This window comes from Streptomyces dryopteridis (assembly GCF_049606955.1).
Classification (GTDB): domain Bacteria; phylum Actinomycetota; class Actinomycetes; order Streptomycetales; family Streptomycetaceae; genus Streptomyces.
Genome location: NZ_CP187113.1, coordinates 2,616,275 through 2,633,584 on the forward strand (window position 1 = coordinate 2,616,275; position 17,310 = coordinate 2,633,584).

At 70.7% G+C, this 17,310-nt stretch carries 14 protein-coding genes and 2 rRNA genes; 10 read left to right on the forward strand and 6 right to left on the reverse strand.

Translation table 11 applies throughout. The annotated features are described in order from the left end of the window. Positions 1–31 precede the first annotated feature (31 nt). On the forward strand, positions 32–250 hold the full coding sequence (locus ACN20G_RS11025; protein ID WP_424212574.1) for a hypothetical protein: 219 nt from the start codon (positions 32–34) through the stop codon (positions 248–250). Positions 251–335: 85 nt separating this feature from the next. Continuing rightward, entirely contained in the window at positions 336–599 is a 264-nt protein-coding gene (locus tag ACN20G_RS11030) for a hypothetical protein (protein WP_424212575.1), read from the forward strand. An 18-nt stretch (positions 600–617) separates the two neighbouring features. Here ACN20G_RS11030 and ACN20G_RS11035 read toward each other — a convergent pair whose 3' ends face one another. Together ACN20G_RS11035 and ACN20G_RS11040 are read right to left on the reverse strand one after the other, a co-directional pair. After that, positions 618–1,316 (reverse strand): phosphatase PAP2 family protein, encoded by a 699-nt coding sequence (locus ACN20G_RS11035; RefSeq protein ID WP_424212576.1) that lies wholly within the window; start codon positions 1,314–1,316, stop codon positions 618–620. Positions 1,317–1,521: 205 nt separating this feature from the next. Next, positions 1,522–2,535 carry an NlpC/P60 family protein gene (locus ACN20G_RS11040; RefSeq protein ID WP_424212577.1) on the reverse strand — a complete coding sequence of 338 codons (1,014 nt, stop codon included), beginning with the start codon at positions 2,533–2,535 and terminating at the stop codon, positions 1,522–1,524. 155 nt (positions 2,536–2,690) lie between these two features. Here ACN20G_RS11040 and ACN20G_RS11045 point away from each other — a divergent pair, with 155 nt between their 5' ends. Beyond that, positions 2,691–3,608: a pentapeptide repeat-containing protein gene (locus tag ACN20G_RS11045; protein ID WP_424212578.1), complete on the forward strand. Its 918-nt coding sequence runs from the start codon at positions 2,691–2,693 to the stop codon at positions 3,606–3,608. Here the strand turns inward: ACN20G_RS11045 and ACN20G_RS11050 are convergent. Further along, positions 3,531–4,778 (reverse strand): alpha/beta fold hydrolase, encoded by a 1,248-nt coding sequence (locus ACN20G_RS11050; protein ID WP_424212579.1) that lies wholly within the window; start codon positions 4,776–4,778, stop codon positions 3,531–3,533. The genes ACN20G_RS11045 and ACN20G_RS11050 overlap by 78 nt on opposite strands. A 238-nt stretch (positions 4,779–5,016) precedes the next feature. Between ACN20G_RS11050 and ACN20G_RS11055 the strand changes: the two genes are divergently transcribed. The 7 genes from ACN20G_RS11055 to ACN20G_RS11085 all read left to right on the forward strand — a co-directional run bounded on the left by ACN20G_RS11055 (position 5,017) and on the right by ACN20G_RS11085 (position 13,004). Continuing rightward, positions 5,017–5,304 (forward strand): hypothetical protein, encoded by a 288-nt coding sequence (locus ACN20G_RS11055; RefSeq protein WP_424212580.1) that lies wholly within the window; start codon positions 5,017–5,019, stop codon positions 5,302–5,304. A gap of 331 nt (positions 5,305–5,635) precedes the next feature. Next, complete coding sequence (locus ACN20G_RS11060; protein ID WP_424215471.1) at positions 5,636–5,944, forward strand: hypothetical protein; 309 nt, start codon at positions 5,636–5,638, stop codon at positions 5,942–5,944. Positions 5,945–6,189: 245 nt separating this feature from the next. Further along, positions 6,190–7,005, forward strand: coding sequence for a hypothetical protein (locus ACN20G_RS11065; protein ID WP_424212581.1), 816 nt, complete (start codon positions 6,190–6,192; stop codon positions 7,003–7,005). Then, complete coding sequence (locus ACN20G_RS11070) at positions 6,995–8,416, forward strand: hypothetical protein (protein ID WP_424212582.1); 1,422 nt, start codon at positions 6,995–6,997, stop codon at positions 8,414–8,416. Before ACN20G_RS11065 ends, ACN20G_RS11070 begins: the two co-directional genes overlap by 11 nt. Further along, entirely contained in the window at positions 8,413–9,972 is a 1,560-nt protein-coding gene (locus ACN20G_RS11075) for an SCO6880 family protein (RefSeq protein ID WP_424212584.1), read from the forward strand. Before ACN20G_RS11070 ends, ACN20G_RS11075 begins: the two co-directional genes overlap by 4 nt. Before the next feature lie 18 nt (positions 9,973–9,990). Continuing rightward, the gene (locus tag ACN20G_RS11080; RefSeq protein WP_424212585.1) at positions 9,991–11,409 is read left to right on the forward strand and encodes an ATP-binding protein; all 1,419 of its coding nucleotides are present in this window, start codon (positions 9,991–9,993) and stop codon (positions 11,407–11,409) included. 2 nt (positions 11,410–11,411) lie between these two features. Next, on the forward strand, positions 11,412–13,004 hold the full coding sequence (locus ACN20G_RS11085; RefSeq protein WP_424212586.1) for a type VI secretion protein: 1,593 nt from the start codon (positions 11,412–11,414) through the stop codon (positions 13,002–13,004). A 59-nt stretch (positions 13,005–13,063) separates the two neighbouring features. Here the strand turns inward: ACN20G_RS11085 and ACN20G_RS11090 are convergent, their stop codons facing one another. The 3 genes from ACN20G_RS11090 to ACN20G_RS11100 all read right to left on the reverse strand — a co-directional run bounded on the left by ACN20G_RS11090 (position 13,064) and on the right by ACN20G_RS11100 (position 17,041). After that, positions 13,064–13,630 (reverse strand): GNAT family N-acetyltransferase, encoded by a 567-nt coding sequence (locus ACN20G_RS11090; RefSeq protein WP_424212587.1) that lies wholly within the window; start codon positions 13,628–13,630, stop codon positions 13,064–13,066. A gap of 100 nt (positions 13,631–13,730) precedes the next feature. Continuing rightward, positions 13,731–13,847, reverse strand: a 5S ribosomal RNA gene (gene rrf, locus ACN20G_RS11095). Positions 13,848–13,923: 76 nt separating this feature from the next. Next, positions 13,924–17,041: ribosomal RNA gene (locus ACN20G_RS11100) — 23S ribosomal RNA — on the reverse strand. Positions 17,042–17,310: the final 269 nt, after the last annotated feature.

Below are 17,310 nucleotides of genomic sequence, written 5' to 3' on the forward strand. Positions count from 1 at the left end.
CACCGTCACCTTCCCCCGGTACCGTGCGGACGTGGACCCTCACCCCACTCCCGCAGCGGCCGGCGACCCGTCCCCGGCCCGGCCCGCCGACGGCTCCGCATCCGCCCCCGCCCCCCATCTCGCGGAGACCGTGGAACGCGGCTCCTTCTGCACGGCCCGGTGCGCCTGCGGCTGGCGCGGCCCGGCCCGCAGATCCCGCGACCGCGCCCGCGAGGACGCCCGGGCCCACCACGAGTCCCCGGGGGACTGACCCGAACGGACCCGCCCCGCCGGCCGGTCCCGCCCGCGTCCGCTGTCCTGGGCAGGGGGACCGTGTCGGGAGCCGAGGGAGTCGGATGCGTCGAGTCACTGACCGGAGACCGGGCCCGACCCCCGCCCGACCGCCCGGCCGCACCCGCGGCCGCCGCAGGGCCGCGGCCCTGCTCACGGGCGCCCTCGTGCTGCTCCCCGCCGCCCCGGCGCTGGCCCGCCCGCTGGGCACGGCCGACGGTCCCGGGGACGTGGCCCTGGCCGTGGGCACCACCTCGGCCGCCGCCCTGGCCACCGGCCTGTGGCTGCGCGCCCGCCACCGCCGCGACCACGACGGCGACGAGAGCTGAGCCGGGAGTCGAGACCCCCTAGGCGGCGAGGTCGCTCGCGCGCGGGCGCTCGCCCACCGGACCGGGCAGCGGGGCCACCGGATCGACCACCCGCGGCCCCTTGGCCCGCACCAGTCGCCCGGCGCGCGGCGAGTCCGCCACGGCCCGGACGAGCGGGGTCAGCGCGGCCATCGCCAGGGGCGCCGGCAGCAGGGTGACGGCCGTGCCGAGCGCGAGCCCGCCGACCACGTCGGTCGGGTAGTGCACGCCCATCCAGAGCCGGCAGACCCCTTCCAGCAGGGCCAGCGCGATGCCGATCGCGCCGTACCGCCGGCGCGCCATGAACAGGCCGACGGCGACGGCCATCGCGAGGGTGGTGTGGTCGCTGACGAAGGAGAAGCCGACGCCCGCGCCGCCCGGGTCCAGGGCCGGCTGCCCGGGGACCGGGCCGGGGCGGCCCACGAACTCCCGCAGCGGCACGTTGACGAGCAGCGCGATCCCGGCCGCCAACGGCGCCCACACCAGCGCCGCGAAGCCCTCGGGCGCCGCGTCCGCCGGTCCCCTGCGCACCGCGCGCCAGCACCACAGCACGAGCAGCGCGAGGGCCAGCGGGATCAGTTGGGAGCCGGTCACGCCGACGGCGCGATGGATCCAGTCGGGTGCGGTGCCGGCGACCCGGTCCACCGCGTGGAGGAGGGATACATCCACGTTCGGCCCACCGCTCGTGAGTCCAGCCATGGTGTCGCGGCCCCTTGCCTTGCGTGCCTGGTCCCCCGTCAGGGCACGCCCGGCGCGCGCCCCTCGAACCCGTTGTTCCGATCCCCGTGCCCAGTGGAACGCCCGCCCCCGTGACCGCGTTCCGTCCTCCACCGGATGATCACGTCAACGTTATCCAAGAGTGACTCATCGTCGCAGCTCAGGGGCAGGGCTTCACTCTGCGTGGTCAGTTGCGGATGCTCGCCGGGTCGGGCAGGGCCGCGGCCCCGTCCTTGGTGACCCGGGTGGCGCCGAAGTAGTCGCGGGTGTCGATGGAGTCGAAGCGGATCACGGCCCCCGTGTACGGCGCGTTGATCATGTACCCGCCGCCCACGTAGAGGCCCACGTGCCGGATGGCCCGCGAGTTCGTGAGGTCGTCGGAGAAGAACACCAGGTCCCCCGGCAGGAGTTCCTCCCGCGAGGGGTGCGGGCCCGCGTTGTACTGGTCGTTGGCCACGCGCGGCAGCTCGATCCCCACCGTCTGGTACGCCGCCAGGGTCAGCCCCGAGCAGTCGAAGCGCCCGTTCTGCTCCTTCGTGCCCTCACCGCCCCACAGGTAGGGGGTGCCGAGCTGCTTCTGCGCGAAGTCGATCGCCCCGGCGGCCTGTTCGGAGGGCTTCACCCGGCCGAGCGGCACGGCGAAGCTCTTGGCGAGGTCGGTGATGGCCTTCACGTACCCCTGGGTCTCCTCGTACGGCGGCACGCCCCCGTACTTCTGCACCGCCCCGGGCCCCGCGTTGTACGCGGCCAGCATGTTCTTCGTGGCGTCGCCCGGGACCCCCTTCACCTCGGCCGCGAGCTTGCAGTCGTAGGAGGCGGCCGACGGGATCGCGTCGTTCGGGTCCCAGATGTCACGGTCCCCGTCCCCGTCCCCGTCGATGCCCTGGCTCTCCCAGGTGCCGGGGATGAACTGGGCGATGCCGCGCGCGTCGGCGGGGCTCACGATGGTGGGGTTCCAGCCGCTCTCCGAGTACAGCTGCGCGGCGAGCAGCGGCGGGCTGATCGCGGGACACAGGTTCCCCCAGCGCGCCACCAGCGCCTGGTACTTGGCGGGCACCGCGCCCTTGGCCAGGCCCAGGGCCGCACCCCCGCTCCCGCCCACGATGCCGGCGGCCGCCGAGAACGTCCCCACCACCAGCAGCGCGACGAAGCTCAGGGCGAGCCCCACCCCGATCCCGCCCACCATCCACGCCTTGCGCATGTGCCCACCCTCCCCCACGACCCGCACGACACCGGGTACCGGCCCCACTGTGTCGCCCGGCCCCCGCCCCGCGCCACCCCGCCTCCGCGACCGCGCCCGAACCACCCGACACACCGTCAGCCCGGGCCGGCCGGGCGGACGGGGACAATGACCCCATGTCCGACCCGCGCCGCCGCCCCGCCAAACCCGCCCGCGCCTCCCGCCCCCCGCGCGGCCCCCGCACCACCGAGGCCCCCGCCGGTACTCCGGCCCCCGCCCCGGACCTCACCGCCGAACGCGCCCGGCTGCGGGCCGACTGCGCGAACTGCTTCGCCCTGTGCTGCGTGGCCCTGCCCTTCACCCGCTCCGCCGACTTCCCCGTCTCCAAACAGGCCGGCGCCCCCTGCGGCAACCTCCGCGAGGACTTCCGCTGCGGGATCCACACCCGACTGCGCGACGAGGGCTACCGGGGCTGCACCGTCTTCGACTGCTTCGGCGCCGGCCAACGCGTCTCCCGCGAGACCTTCGACGGCCGCGACTGGCGTACCCACCCCGACCTCGCCCCGCGGGTCTTCGAGACCTTCCCGATCATGCGGCAGGTGCACGAGCTGCTGTTCCACCTCACCGAATGCCTCGCCCTGCCCGCGGCCCGCCCGCACCACCGGGCGCTGCGCGAACTGCGCGACCGGGTCGAGACCGCCGCCGGCGGCAGCCCCGACGCGCTGCGCGTGCTGAACCTGCCCGCCCTGCGCGCCGAGGTCGGCGCCCTCCTCGGCGCCGTCTCCGAGCTCGTGCGCGGCCGCCACCCCGCGCCCCGCCGCGACCACCGGGGCGCCGACCTGATGGGCGCCCGGCTGCGCGGCACCGACCTGCGGGGCGCGAGCCTGCGCGGCGCCTACCTGATCGGCGCGGACCTCTCGGGCGCCGACCTGCGCGGGGCCGACCTCCTCGGCGCCGACCTCAGGGACGCCGACCTGCGCGGCGCCGACCTCCGCGAATCCCTCTTCCTCGCCCCGTCACAACTGAACGCGGCCCGCGGCGACACCCGCACCCGCGTGCCCGAGCACCTCCCCCGTCCCGAACACTGGCGCTGACCCGAGCCCCCGGGCCGACCCGGCGAGGAACCCGCGCACGGCGATCCCCCACCCGCGCGGGTCCTCGGCCAGCACCCGGTGCCCCGCCGGCAGCTCGACCAGCCGCACCCCCGGCCGACGCAGCGCCATCTCCCGCGCGTGCCCGCCCGACAGCGACCGGCTGCGGTCCCCGCGCAACAGCAGCGTCGGCCGGCGCACCGCCAGCCACGCCTCCCAGTGGTCCCCCCGGAACGCGGCCCGCCCGGCCGCCGCGTCGGCCGGCTCGAAGGCCGGCCCCCAACCGTCCGGGTACCGCCGCATCTCCTCCACCGCCCCCGCCGCCGGCCCGTCCCACGCCGCCCGCAGGGCCTCCGGCCCCGGCGCCCGACGCGGCCGGCCCACCCACCCGGCCGGCTCCCCCGACACCACCGCCCCCGCGTCCTCGACCACCACGGCCCGCACCAGGTCCGGGCGCCGGGCCGCGAGCCGGTAGGCGACGACCCCACCCGTCCCGTGCCCCAGCACCACCGCCGGCCCCAGCCCGAGCGACTCCAGCACCAGCTCCGCGTCGGCCACGCACCGCTCGGGCCCGTACGCGCCCGCCCGGTCCGAGGCCCCGTACCCGCGCCGGTCCAGCGTGACCAGCCGGTGCCCGCCGCCCAGCTCACGCGCCCGCCGCGCGTAGTAGGCCCCCGTGGCCCCGTCCCCGTGCAACGCGAGCAGCGGCCCGCCCGTCCCCCCGTGGTCCAGGTACCGCAGCCGCGTCCCGTCCTGCGCGCGCACCGTCCCCGGCAGCGGCCCCAGCTTGTCGATCACCCGCCGGCGCAGCGTCTGGTACTCCTCCCAACGCCTCGGGGTGCGCCCCGCGGGCCGCTCCCCCAGCTTCCAGCCGGGGCTGACGACCTGCCCCCGCCGGAACCGCTCACGGGTCAGGTCCACGACGATCCCGCCGGGCAGCTCGTTCCACACGTGCACGCCCTCCTGCCGGCCGTCGAGCCACACCTCCCCCGCCATCAGCTCCCCGCCGAGCAGGTCGTGCACGAGCAGGGCGGTGATGTCGCAGTGCCCCCACGCCGGGTTCTCCGGGGTCCACGCGGCCCGCTCGACGTCATCCGGTGAGCAGGTCTCGGCCGACCATCCCGCTCGGATGGCCGCCTCCAGGTCGGCGAGGGTCCACGGTGTCGTCGTCATGGCGCAAGGGTGCCGGACCCCACTGACAACCCTCCCGCCCCGCGCCCCGCACCCGGGGCTCCGGCGAATCCGTTCCGCGCACCGTTCCCGCAGGTCACCAGGGGCGTGCGCACAAGATCGCGCGCGGGGTCCCCGCCCCCACACGCCCCTCGCGCGGCGTGACCGCACGACGCGGAACGACTACGTTCGGTCACGACGTGGACGTCGATCGCGACGCCCCCCGCACCGGAGGTCCCCCATGCCCCGCCCGCTCGCCCTCCTCGGCACCCTCGCCGCCACCGCCGTCCTCGCCCTCGGGCTCACCGCCCCGGCCCAGGCCGCGACGGGCGAGCTGCACGTGAACGGGGTCGTGTTCAGCGAGCCGAGCGGCTGCATCCCCGCCGCCGGCCCCAAGCTCATCCGCAACAACACGGACAACCCGGTGCTGGTCACCAACGGCCCGTGGTGCACCGGCCTCCCGCTGGCCGTCGTCGCCCCCGGCGAGACCTTCTACGCCCCCGAGGGCAACGCCCTCTTCGTCCGGTAACCATCCCGCGCGCACCCCTTCGAGGCCCGGTCGGCACCCGCCGCCCGGGCCTTCGCGCGCCCCCCGTGCGCCGACGCACCCTCACCACCACACGCCCCCAAGGCACCTGACCGGCCCTCACCCACGCGCACCGAGCGTGCGCCCCGGCGCTTCCGCCCGTATGCCGAGACGACAATCATTGCCCGCCGTCACACCCCGTGATACACAGAGTGACGGGTAAAGACAGGCGTCAAGTCGACATACGAGAGCCGTTTCATCAGCGAAGATAGAGCGAGACCCCTGCCGCCGGGCAAGGGGGGACACAACTACCCACACTGGGGCGGTGAGTTACATGTTCCTGGCAGCCGAAAAGGGCGACATCACCACCATCATCGGCGGAATCGCCCCGAACTGGGGGCCGTTCGGCAGTCTCGGCAACGAGGCGAAGATCATGATCGAGGTGGTCATGGCCGTCGCGATCCTGCTCTGCCTGGGCATCGCGATCTGGGGCGCGGCCAAGCAGCGCATCGGCGCCACCGCCCTGCGCGACACCTTCAGCGCGGAGCAGGGCAAGGGCCTCATCGTCGCCGGCCTCACCGGGGTCTTCATCATCGGCTCCCTGGGCACGCTCTTCACGATCGTCTACGGCATGGCCGTCTGACCCACCCTCACCACCCGTCGCGGGCCCGGCCGATCCGAGCCGACCGGGCCCCGCGCGGGTCCCGCGCCCGACCCCTCCGGCACAGTGCGACAGCCCACCCCGCATCCTGACTCGTACGACCATCCGACAATCCGCCCGTCCGCCGAGGTTGTGTTCCCGATGACCACTCGTCCCACCGCGCACCCGCGGACCCCGGCGCCGGCCTGCCCGCACGGAGCCCGGAACCACGAGCGGACGGCCCCGGCATGAGCCGCGAAGACGTCAGCGCCACCGGCACCCGGCACACCCGCACCCGGCTGCCCGACGGCGACGGCGACCCCGGCCGCCACCCCCGCCGCCCGCCCCGGGTCGGCAAGGGCCTCATCACGGTCGTCGCGGTCACGGTCCTCCTCATCGCCGCGATCGCCTTCGCGAACCGCGCCAACCCCCCGGCCGCGAACCCGGCGAAGAACACCGACCGCACCCCCACCGGCTCCGCCACCGCCGCCAGCGGCGTGCCCCCGGTGAACACCCCGCCCGGCGAACTCCCCCGCGGCTTCGCCCGCACCCGACAGGGCGCCGAATCCGCCGCGACCAACTACGCCGTCGCCCTCGGCTCCACCGCCATGTTCACCGCGGACAGCCGACACCGCCTCGTCGACGCCCTCTACACCCCCGACGCCGCCGCCGCGCTCAAGGCCCCCCAGGACAAGGCGTACTCCCCCGAACTCCTCGCCGGCCTCGGCCTCGACCCCCAGGGCAACCCCCCGACCGGCACCACCTTCGTCGCCCGCACCGTCCCCATCGGCTCCCGCACGGAGGCATACACCCAGGACCGCGCGGCCATCGCCGTCTGGTGCATGGAACTCACCGGCATGTCCGGAGAGAAGGCGACCACCCCCATCCGCACCGGCTGGGTGACCCGCACCGTCCAACTGGCCTGGATCGACGAGGACTGGAAGATCACCTCCGTCGACCAGAGCACCGGTCCCGCACCACTCCCCGGGGACACCACGGCCTCGGCGTCGGACGAGATCAACAAGGCCACCCAGGAGTTCGGAGGCTTCACCTATGCCCGCTAAGCCCCGCCGTCACGACGGCACCAGGCTCGACGGCCCGGCCGAGACCTCACGCTCCCGCGCCCCACACCGGGCGGCCACCCTCACCGGCCTGCTCGCGACCCTCCACGTCACCCTGGCCACGGCCGCCGGCGCCGCCCACGCGGCCCCCACCCCCACCCCGGGCGGCACCACTCCCTCACCCGGCGCGTCGGCAACCCCGGGCGCAAGCTCCTCCGCGGACCCCTGCGCGCTGATTCCCGGTCCCGCGCACGAATACTGCCTCCGCTCGAACGCCCCGACGCCCCCGTCCGACAGCCCGGGGGTCCTCGCCCCCTCCACCGGCGGCTCCGCCGACGCCCTCAACCCCCTCTCCGCCCTCGCCAAGGGCTGCGCCGACGCCGCCGCCTGGGTCGTCGACTCCCTCGGCAAGGTGGTCAAGAGCACCTCCCAGGTCGACTTCACCAACCCGACCTTCCTCAAGCAGTACGCGATCGTCTTCGCCGCCTCCGCCTTCCTCACCCTCGTCCTGTGGCTGCTGGCCGTCACCAAGCGCGCCATCCGCGGCGTCCCCTTCGCCACCGCGATCGGCGAGGCCATCGGCTTCCTCTGGCTGACCGTCCTCGCCTCCGCCTTCACCCCCCTCGTCCTCTACACCGTCGTCTCCGCCACCGACGGCATCTCCGACGTCATCGCCGCCGCCACCGGCAACCAGACCGACGTCTTCTTCGGCTCCTTCGCCGAGGCCCTCAAGAAGGGCGACAGCATCGGCGGCGGCCCGATCATGCTGATCGTCGTCTCCCTCGTGACGATCCTCGCCGCCGGCGTCCTCGCCCTCGAACTCGTCATCCGGGCCGCCCTCCTCTACGTCGGCGCCCTCCTCGGCGTCGTCGTCTACGCGGGCCTGGTCGACCGCAACCTCTGGGGCCACGTTCGCCGCTGGGCCGGCATCATGATCGCCGTCATCCTCGTGAAGCCGGTCATCGTCATCGTCCTCGGCCTCGCCGGGGCCCTCGCCGGAGAGAACGGCCCCAACGCCCTGTCCGCCGTCGTCTCCGGCCTCGCGATCATCCTCCTGGCGATCTTCGCCTCCGCCGTCATCTACCGCTTCGTCCCCGGCTTCGGCGACGAGATCGCGACCGCCCGCACCAACCGCAAGCAGGCCACCGACGGCGCCCAGGCCGCCGCCGTCATCAGCTCCCCCGCCTCGCTCGTCTCCCAGGGCATCAAGACCCACAGCAGCCGCGGCGGCGGTGGCGGTTCCTCCGGCGGCTCCTCCGCCCCCGAGCCCCGCCCCGCCAACGCCGTCTCCGGCGGCGTCGCCGCCCACAGCAGCCGCGGCACCGCCGCCCCGGCCCCCCGCACCGGCGGCAGCGGCCCCACCAGCCACCGCACCACCCCGAGCACGAGGAACACAGGAGGTGACGGGCGTTGACGACGCAGTCCCACCAGATGCACCCGGTCGCGCCCCGCCGCACCTATCTCATCGGCCGCGCCCGCCCCAACGCCGTCATCGGCAAGAACCGCGAGACCGGCGAGATCGCCCTGATCATCGTCGGCGCCTTCCTCGGCATGATGAGCGGCCTCCTCGTGCCCAGCCTGCCCCTGCGGATCGCGGCCCTCGCGGGCTTCCCCGTGATCGCGCTCGCCGCCGTCTACGTGCCCTACAAGGGCCGCACGTTCTACAAGTGGTTCGAGATCAACCGCAGCTTCAAGCGGAACCTGCGCCGGGGCACCACCTACCGCTCCACCGCCGTCGAGGCCGGCACCCGCGCCGACGGCACCGAGGTCGAGGTCGGCCCGCCCCCCGGCATCGGCCGGATCAGCTGGCTCTCCTCCCCCTTCGGCCCCGACGAGATCGCCGTCCTCCTCCACGCCGACCGCCGCACCGTCACCGCCGCCATCGAGATCGAGGGCCCCGGCGTCGGCCTGCGCGACAGCGAGGACCAGGAGGCCCTCGTGGACCGCTTCGGCACCCTCCTCAAGCACGTCGCGAACGGCGACGGCTTCGTCACCCGCCTCCAGATGCTGGCCCGCACCCTGCCCGCCGACCCCGAGGCCCACGTCAAGGACGTCGCCCAACGCGGCGACCCGCACGCCCCCGGCTGGCTCCGCGAGTCCTACGACCAGCTCCAGTCGATGGTCTCCACCTCCTCCGAGCAGCACCGCGCCTACCTCGTGGCCTGCATGCACTACACCCGCGAGCTGTCCGCCGAGGCCGCCGCCATCGCCCGCGCCGCGTCCCCCAAGAAGGGCCGCAAACTCGACCGGGACGCCGGCATCGCCATCGTCATGGCCCGCGAGCTCACCGACATCTGCGCCCGCCTCGCCGAGGCCGACATCCGGGTCCGCCAGCCCCTCGGCCAGAGCAGACTCTCCTCCCTCGTGCACTCCATGTACGACCCCGACCACCCCGTCGACCACATCCAGGCCATGACCAAGCGCAACGCCTGGCCCGCCGAACTCGACGCGGTCGAACCCACCTACCTCCAGGCCAAGACCCGCGAGTCCTCCACCCGCGCCCCCTGGTGCCATGCCACCGCCTGGGTCAAGGAGTGGCCGATGACCCCGGTCGGCGTGAACTTCCTCGCCCCCCTCCTCGTCCACACCCCCGACGTGATCCGCACCGTCGCCGTCACCATGGACCTGGAACCCACCGAGATCGCCATCGAGCGGATGCTCACCGAGAAGACCAACGACGAGGCCGACGCCAGCCGCGCCGCGAAGATGAACCGCACCGTGGACCCCCGCGACATCGCCGCCCACGGCCGCCTCGACCAGCGCGGCGAGGACCTCGCCAGCGGCGCCGCCGGCGTGAACATCGTCGGCTACATCACGGTGTCCTCCCGCTCCCCCGAAGCCCTCGCCCGCGACAAGCGCACCATCCGTGCCTCGGCCGGCAAGTCGTACCTGAAGCTGGAGTGGTGCGACCGCGAGCACCACCGCGCCTTCGTCAACACCCTGCCGTTCGCCACCGGCATCCGACGCTAGCTGGAGGGCAGTTCCGCCATGCGAGACCCGCTGTCCGCCGTCACGGAGGCGTTCACCAGCTTCCTCTTCGGCAAGGTGGAGACCACCCGCCTGCCCGTGCGCACCTCCACGGGCCAGGCCCAGGCCGTCTACCTGCCCACCGCCGCCCCCGGCCTCGGGGATTCCGGCGTCATCATCGGCCGCGAGGTCTACAGCGGCAAGGGCTACATCTACGACCCCTTCCAGCTCTACGGCCAACAGCTCCCGGCCCCGCACTGGCTGGTCCTCGGCGAGTCCGGCAACGGCAAGTCGGCGCTGGAGAAGACGTACGTGCTGCGCCAGCTCCGGTTCCGCGACCGGCAGGTCGTCGTCCTCGACGCCCAGGGCGAGGACGGCGTCGGCGAGTGGAACCTCATCGCCCAGCAGCTCGGCATACTGCCCATCCGCCTGGACCCGATGTCCGCCCTCAACGGCGGCATCCGCCTCAACCCCCTCGACCCGGCCATCACCACCACCGGCCAGCTCGCCCTGCTCCGCACGATCATCGAGGTCGCCACCGGCCACAGCCTCGACGAACGCGCCGGCTTCGCCCTCAAGGTCGCGCACGCCTACGTCAACGACACGATCACCGACCGCCAGCCGGTCCTCACCGACATCGTCGAACAGCTCCGCCACCCCGAGGCCGAATCCGCCCAGGCCATGAACGTCGACATAGACGATGTCCGGGCCTGGGGTCTGGACGTCGCCCTCGTCCTCGACCGCCTCGTCGACGGCGACCTGCGCGGCATGTTCGACGGCCCCACCACCGCCGGCATCGACCTCGACGCCCCCCTCATCGTCTTCGACCTGTCCCACATCGACCGCAACTCCATCGCCATGCCCATCCTCATGGCGATCGTCGGGGTCTGGCTCGAACACACCTGGATCCGCCCCGACCGAAAGAAACGCATCTTCCTCGTCGAAGAGGCATGGCACATCATCAACAGCCCCTTCGTCGCGCAGCTGTTCCAGCGCCTCCTGAAGTTCGGCCGCCGCCTCGGCCTGTCCTTCGTCGCCGTCGTCCACCACCTCTCCGACGTCGTGGACGGCGCCGCCGCCCGAGAGGCCGCGGCCATCCTCAAGATGGCCTCCACCCGCACCATCTACGCCCAGAAAGCCGACGAGGCACGCGCCACCGGACGCGTCCTCGGCCTGCCCCGCTGGGCCGTCGAGATCATCCCCACCCTCACCCCCGGCATCGCCGTCTGGGACGTCAACGGCAACGTCCAGGTCGTCAAACACCTGGTCACGGAGGCGGAACGCCCGCTCGTCTACACCGACCGGGCCATGACCGAGTCCTCCGAGGTCACCGAGACCCCCGACGACATCCTCGCCGCGGAACTCGAAGCGGAGGAACGCGCCCTGTTCATCGAACGCCACCGCAACGGCGGTTCCGGCTCGGCGACGACGGTGGCCTGACCATGGCCCGGGACGCCGCCACCCCCCGCCCCGAGCAACGCGGCGTCCCCGACGGGTTGCTGCTCGGCCTGCTCGGCTTCCTCCTCGGCATCGCCCTCCTCGTGTGGTCCTCGACCGGCCTCGCCGCCCTGTTCACCAAGGGCTCCTGGCCGAACGCCGTGTCCTTCACGAACACCCCGCCCGCGATCCGCGCCCTGATCTCCCGCCCCCACGACCTGCCCGGGGCCTGGCCGGCCACCGATCCGGCCGCCCTCTCCGGCTGGGGCCTGTTCTGGGGCCTGTTCATCGGCCAACTGCTGGTCCTGTTCGTCCTGGTCGTCTTCGGGATCGGGGTCGTGGCCCGGGTCAAGACCCGCCGCGCCCGAGCCCGGGCCGGCGTCCCCGCCCCGACGCCCGAACCCGCACCACGGGAAACGCGCCGCCAGGACCCCGCCCCGACGCCGACCCCCGTCCCGCACGAGCCACCCCCGCCCCCGACACCGAAGCGGACCACCCCGCCGGCCCCGAAACGGCTGCCCGCACCGCCCCGGCCCAAGGCCGTGCCCACCCGGGCCCACGCCCCGGCCGGCCCGCCCCCGGCGGACGACGCCTACCGCTACGGCTTCGGCTACGCCCCCACCACGGCCGCCCGCCGTCCCGCCGCCGCCCCGGCACCGGCCGCGCCGCGCACCCCGGCGCGCACGAACCCCCTGGCCTTCGGCACCCCCGCCGAGCGCCTCGCCGCCGCCCTCCTCGCCGTCACGGACGCCGAGGGCCCGCTGCTGGTGGTCACCTCCCAGCCGGATCTGTGGGACGCCACGAAGGACGGCCGCGCCAAACTCGGCCCGGTGCACCTGTACGACCCGGGCCACCGCTGCGACACCCCGGCCCGGCTGCACTGGAACCCGGCCCGGGGCTGCGCCGACCGCGCCGTGGCCCGGGCCCGCGCGCACGCCCTGCTGGCCCCGGTCCGCCCCACGGCCCGTATCGACGAGGCGGTCGCCGACACCGCGGAAACGCTCCTGCGGAGCTGGCTGCACGCGTTGGCGCTGGAGGACCGCCCGTTCAAGCAGGCGCACCGCTGGGCCCAGGGCCTCGGCGACAGCGAACCGGTCAGGGTGCTGCGCACGCACCCGTCGGCGGCGGCGGGCGCGGCCGGGGAGCTGGAGAGCGCCCTCACCGCGCATCCGCAGCGCCGTGAGGCGGCCCTGGCCCTGACCGCCCTGGCCCTGAGCTCGTTGAGTTCCGTCCACATCCGCGAGTCCGCGGGCTCCCACCGTCCGGACGCGCTCGCCCTCGACTCCTTCGTGGAGGAGGGCGGCACCCTGTACGTGGTCGGGGAGTCCCACGAGAACCCCCGCTCCGACCCGGGGGCCTCCCCCTTCCTCACCGCGCTCACGGCGGAGGTCGTCGCACGGGGCCGGCAGGCCGCGGAACGCGGCGCGGCCTCGCGTCTGAGCCCTCCCCTGGCCCTGGTCCTGGAGGACATCGCGGGGGTGGCGCCACTGCCGGAGCTGCCGGAGCTCCTCACGGATCCGACCCTGCCGGTGCGGGCCTGGTGCCGCAGCCCCGAACAGTTCCGCTCCCGTTGGCCGGGTGTCCCCCTCCCCGGCTGAGAGGGCCCGAAAACGCCGAATGCCCCGGACCGTGGAAACGGTCCGGGGCATTCGGGGGTTCAGGAGGGACGGGCCACGGCGTATTCGTGGTTCTGCTTGCCGGGCTGTCCGGGCTCGTCGCACCGCACACCGGTGGCCGTGAACCCGTAGCGCCGGTAGAAGCGGGCGGCCCGCTCGTTGTCCTCGTGCACGAGGAGCCGCACCCGTTCCAGCCGCGGCTCCGCCGGCTCCCAACACCAGTCGACGGCGGCCCGGAACAGCCGCTCGGTGAGCCCGACCCCCCGATACTCGGGCCGCACGTACACCCCGACCAGGTGCCCCTGGTCCACGGGCACTCCTTCGCCGAAGAACCCGTCACCGCCGGCGCGTTCGACGAGCACGGTCACGGTGCCCACCCAGCGCCCGTTCGCGCCCTCCGCGGCGATGAACTGCCGCACCCCGACCCCGGCGGCCCCGCCGGCAGCCCGCTCCCGCCAGAAGGAGTCCGGCCGGGCCAGAGCCTCGTCCACGGTCTCCAGGAACGCGAGGTGGGCGACGGGGTCACGCAGGGCGGAGACCCGCAGTTCCTTGACCTCGGCCCATTCCTCGGCCCGTATGCCGCGCACCACGATCGTCTGCTGTTCCATGCCGGGACTGTAGCCGGCGCCGCCGAGCCCCGCCAACGAATAAACCCGTAAACGCGGAAAAGCCCCGCACCATAAGGTGCGGGGCTCCCCCACAATAATTGTTCGGCGGCGTCCTACTCTCCCACAGGGTCCCCCCTGCAGTACCATCGGCGCTGAAAGGCTTAGCTTCCGGGTTCGGAATGTAACCGGGCGTTTCCCTAACGCTATGACCACCGAAACACTATGAAATTCTGAACTCAACCGGCAAACGGGAGTTCGTTATTTCAGAACTAACACAGTGGACGCGAGCAACTGAGGACAAGCCCTCGGCCTATTAGTACCAGTCAGCTTCACCCGTTACCGGGCTTCCACATCTGGCCTATCAACCCAGTCGTCTACTGGGAGCCTTACCCTCTCAAGGAGGTGGGAATACTCATCTCGAAGCAGGCTTCCCGCTTAGATGCTTTCAGCGGTTATCCCTCCCGAACGTAGCCAACCAGCCATGCCCTTGGCAGGACAACTGGCACACCAGAGGTTCGTCCGTCCCGGTCCTCTCGTACTAGGGACAGCCCTTCTCAATATTCCTACGCGCACAGCGGATAGGGACCGAACTGTCTCACGACGTTCTAAACCCAGCTCGCGTACCGCTTTAATGGGCGAACAGCCCAACCCTTGGGACCGACTCCAGCCCCAGGATGCGACGAGCCGACATCGAGGTGCCAAACCATCCCGTCGATATGGACTCTTGGGGAAGATCAGCCTGTTATCCCCGGGGTACCTTTTATCCGTTGAGCGACGGCGCTTCCACAAGCCACCGCCGGATCACTAGTCCCGACTTTCGTCCCTGCTCGACCCGTCGGTCTCACAGTCAAGCTCCCTTGTGCACTTACACTCAACACCTGATTGCCAACCAGGCTGAGGGAACCTTTGGGCGCCTCCGTTACTCTTTGGGAGGCAACCGCCCCAGTTAAACTACCCATCAGACACTGTCCCTGATCCGGATCACGGACCGAGGTTAGACATCCAGCACGACCAGAGTGGTATTTCAACGACGACTCCACAACCACTGGCGTGGCCGCTTCACAGTCTCCCACCTATCCTACACAAGCCGAACCGAACACCAATATCAAACTGTAGTAAAGGTCCCGGGGTCTTTCCGTCCTGCTGCGCGAAACGAGCATCTTTACTCGTAGTGCAATTTCACCGGGCCTATGGTTGAGACAGTCGAGAAGTCGTTACGCCATTCGTGCAGGTCGGAACTTACCCGACAAGGAATTTCGCTACCTTAGGATGGTTATAGTTACCACCGCCGTTTACTGGCGCTTAAGTTCTCAGCTTCGCAACCCCGAAAGGTCACTAACCGGTCCCCTTAACGTTCCAGCACCGGGCAGGCGTCAGTCCGTATACATCGCCTTACGGCTTCGCACGGACCTGTGTTTTTAGTAAACAGTCGCTTCTCGCTGGTCTCTGCGGCCACCCCCAGCTCAGAGTGCAAGACTCATCACCAGACGTGGCCCCCTTCTCCCGAAGTTACGGGGGCATTTTGCCGAGTTCCTTAACCATAGTTCACCCGAACGCCTCGGTATTCTCTACCTGACCACCTGAGTCGGTTTAGGGTACGGGCCGCCATGAAACTCGCTAGAGGCTTTTCTCGACAGCATAGGATCATCCACTTCACCACAATCGGCTCGGCATCAGGTCTCAGACTATGTGCACGACGGATTTGCCTACCGTGCGTCCTACACCCTTACCCCGGGACTACCACCGCCCGGGCTGGACTACCTTCCTGCGTCACCCCATCGCTTACCTACTACCACCTTGGATCAACGGCTCCACCACTCCCCTTTGCCCGAAGGCTCCAGGACGGCTTCACGGTCTTAGCATCAGAGGATTCGATATTGGGCGTTTCAAAGCGGGTACCGGAATATCAACCGGTTGTCCATCGACTACGCCTGTCGGCCTCGCCTTAGGTCCCGACTTACCCTGGGCAGATCAGCTTGACCCAGGAACCCTTAGTCAATCGGCGCAAGAGTTTCTCACTCTTGTATCGCTACTCATGCCTGCATTCTCACTCGTGAACCGTCCACAACTACCTTCCGGTGCTGCTTCACCCGGCACACGACGCTCCCCTACCCATCACAACACCCGTTGGGGCTTAACGCTGCAATGACACGACTTCGGCGGTACGCTTGAGCCCCGCTACATTGTCGGCGCGGAATCACTTGACCAGTGAGCTATTACGCACTCTTTCAAGGGTGGCTGCTTCTAAGCCAACCTCCTGGTTGTCTCTGCGACTCCACATCCTTTCCCACTTAGCGTACGCTTAGGGGCCTTAGTCGATGCTCTGGGCTGTTTCCCTCTCGACCATGGAGCTTATCCCCCACAGTCTCACTGCCGTGCTCTCACTTACCGGCATTCGGAGTTTGGCTAAGGTCAGTAACCCGGTAGGGCCCATCGCCTATCCAGTGCTCTACCTCCGGCAAGAAACACACGACGCTGCACCTAAATGCATTTCGGGGAGAACCAGCTATCACGGAGTTTGATTGGCCTTTCACCCCTAACCACAGGTCATCCCCCAGGTTTTCAACCCTGGTGGGTTCGGTCCTCCACGAAGTCTTACCTCCGCTTCAACCTGCCCATGGCTAGATCACTCCGCTTCGGGTCTAGAGCGTGCAACTCAAACGCCCTGTTCGGACTCGCTTTCGCTACGGCTTCCCCACACGGGTTAACCTCGCTACACACCGCTAACTCGCAGGCTCATTCTTCAAAAGGCACGCAGTCACGAGAACAAGGCAAGCCTCGTTCCGACGCTCCCACGGCTTGTAGGCACACGGTTTCAGGTACTATTTCACTCCGCTCCGCGGTACTTTTCACCATTCCCTCACGGTACTATCCGCTATCGGTCACCAGGGAATATTTAGGCTTAGCGGGTGGTCCCGCCAGATTCACACGGGATTTCTCGGGGCCCGTGCTACTTGGGAGATGAGCAAGCAAGCCGTACAGATTTCAGCTACGGGGGTCTTACCCTCTACGCCGGACCTTTCGCATGTCCTTCGCCTATCCATACGGTTTCTGACTCGCCTCACGACCGGCAGATCGTGAAAGCTCATTCCCACAACCCCCATGACGCAACCCCTGCCGGGTCTCACACATCACAGGTTTGGCCTCATCCGGTTTCGCTCGCCACTACTCCCGGAATCACGGTTGTTTTCTCTTCCTGAGGGTACTGAGATGTTTCACTTCCCCTCGTTCCCTCCACACTCTATGTGTTCAGCAGCGGGTGACAGCCCATGACGACTGCCGGGTTTCCCCATTCGGACACCCCCGGATCAAAGCTCGGTTGACAGCTCCCCGGGGCCTATCGCGGCCTCCCACGTCCTTCATCGGTTCCTGGTGCCAAGGCATCCACCGTGCGCCCTTAAAAACTTGGCCACAGATGCTCGCGTCCACTGTGTAGTTCTCAAACAACGACCAGCCACCCACCACCCCAAACCAAACGGTTCGAGTTCACTGGGGCCGGAATCCGAAGGTTCGACCAACCGGCCGTACCCTCAGGACCCAACAACGTGCCAAGCACGACCCTTCACGGACCTCATCACGTTCCACGCCGAAGCAGTACTGGTGAGGGATCCATCCGGACCGTGCCAACTAATCAACGTTCCACCCATGAGCTGACCGTGCAGAACATTCGCCTGCAATCG

Excerpts from the sequence above, each read along its gene's own strand:
- ACN20G_RS11055 (WP_424212580.1), top strand. The coding sequence starts at position 5,017 with ATGCCCCGCCCGCTCGCCCTCCTCGGCACCCTCGCCGCCACCGCCGTC.
- ACN20G_RS11040 (WP_424212577.1), bottom strand. The coding sequence starts at position 2,535 with ATGCGCAAGGCGTGGATGGTGGGCGGGATCGGGGTGGGGCTCGCCCTG.
- ACN20G_RS11035 (WP_424212576.1), bottom strand. The coding sequence starts at position 1,316 with ATGGCTGGACTCACGAGCGGTGGGCCGAACGTGGATGTATCCCTCCTC.
- ACN20G_RS11090 (WP_424212587.1), bottom strand. The coding sequence starts at position 13,630 with ATGGAACAGCAGACGATCGTGGTGCGCGGCATACGGGCCGAGGAATGG.
- ACN20G_RS11045 (WP_424212578.1), top strand. The coding sequence starts at position 2,691 with ATGTCCGACCCGCGCCGCCGCCCCGCCAAACCCGCCCGCGCCTCCCGC.
- ACN20G_RS11070 (WP_424212582.1), top strand. The coding sequence starts at position 6,995 with ATGCCCGCTAAGCCCCGCCGTCACGACGGCACCAGGCTCGACGGCCCG.
- ACN20G_RS11030 (WP_424212575.1), top strand. The coding sequence starts at position 336 with ATGCGTCGAGTCACTGACCGGAGACCGGGCCCGACCCCCGCCCGACCG.
- ACN20G_RS11050 (WP_424212579.1), bottom strand. The coding sequence starts at position 4,778 with ATGACGACGACACCGTGGACCCTCGCCGACCTGGAGGCGGCCATCCGA.
- ACN20G_RS11060 (WP_424215471.1), top strand. The coding sequence starts at position 5,636 with ATGTTCCTGGCAGCCGAAAAGGGCGACATCACCACCATCATCGGCGGA.
- ACN20G_RS11065 (WP_424212581.1), top strand. The coding sequence starts at position 6,190 with ATGAGCCGCGAAGACGTCAGCGCCACCGGCACCCGGCACACCCGCACC.
- ACN20G_RS11085 (WP_424212586.1), top strand. The coding sequence starts at position 11,412 with ATGGCCCGGGACGCCGCCACCCCCCGCCCCGAGCAACGCGGCGTCCCC.
- ACN20G_RS11080 (WP_424212585.1), top strand. The coding sequence starts at position 9,991 with ATGCGAGACCCGCTGTCCGCCGTCACGGAGGCGTTCACCAGCTTCCTC.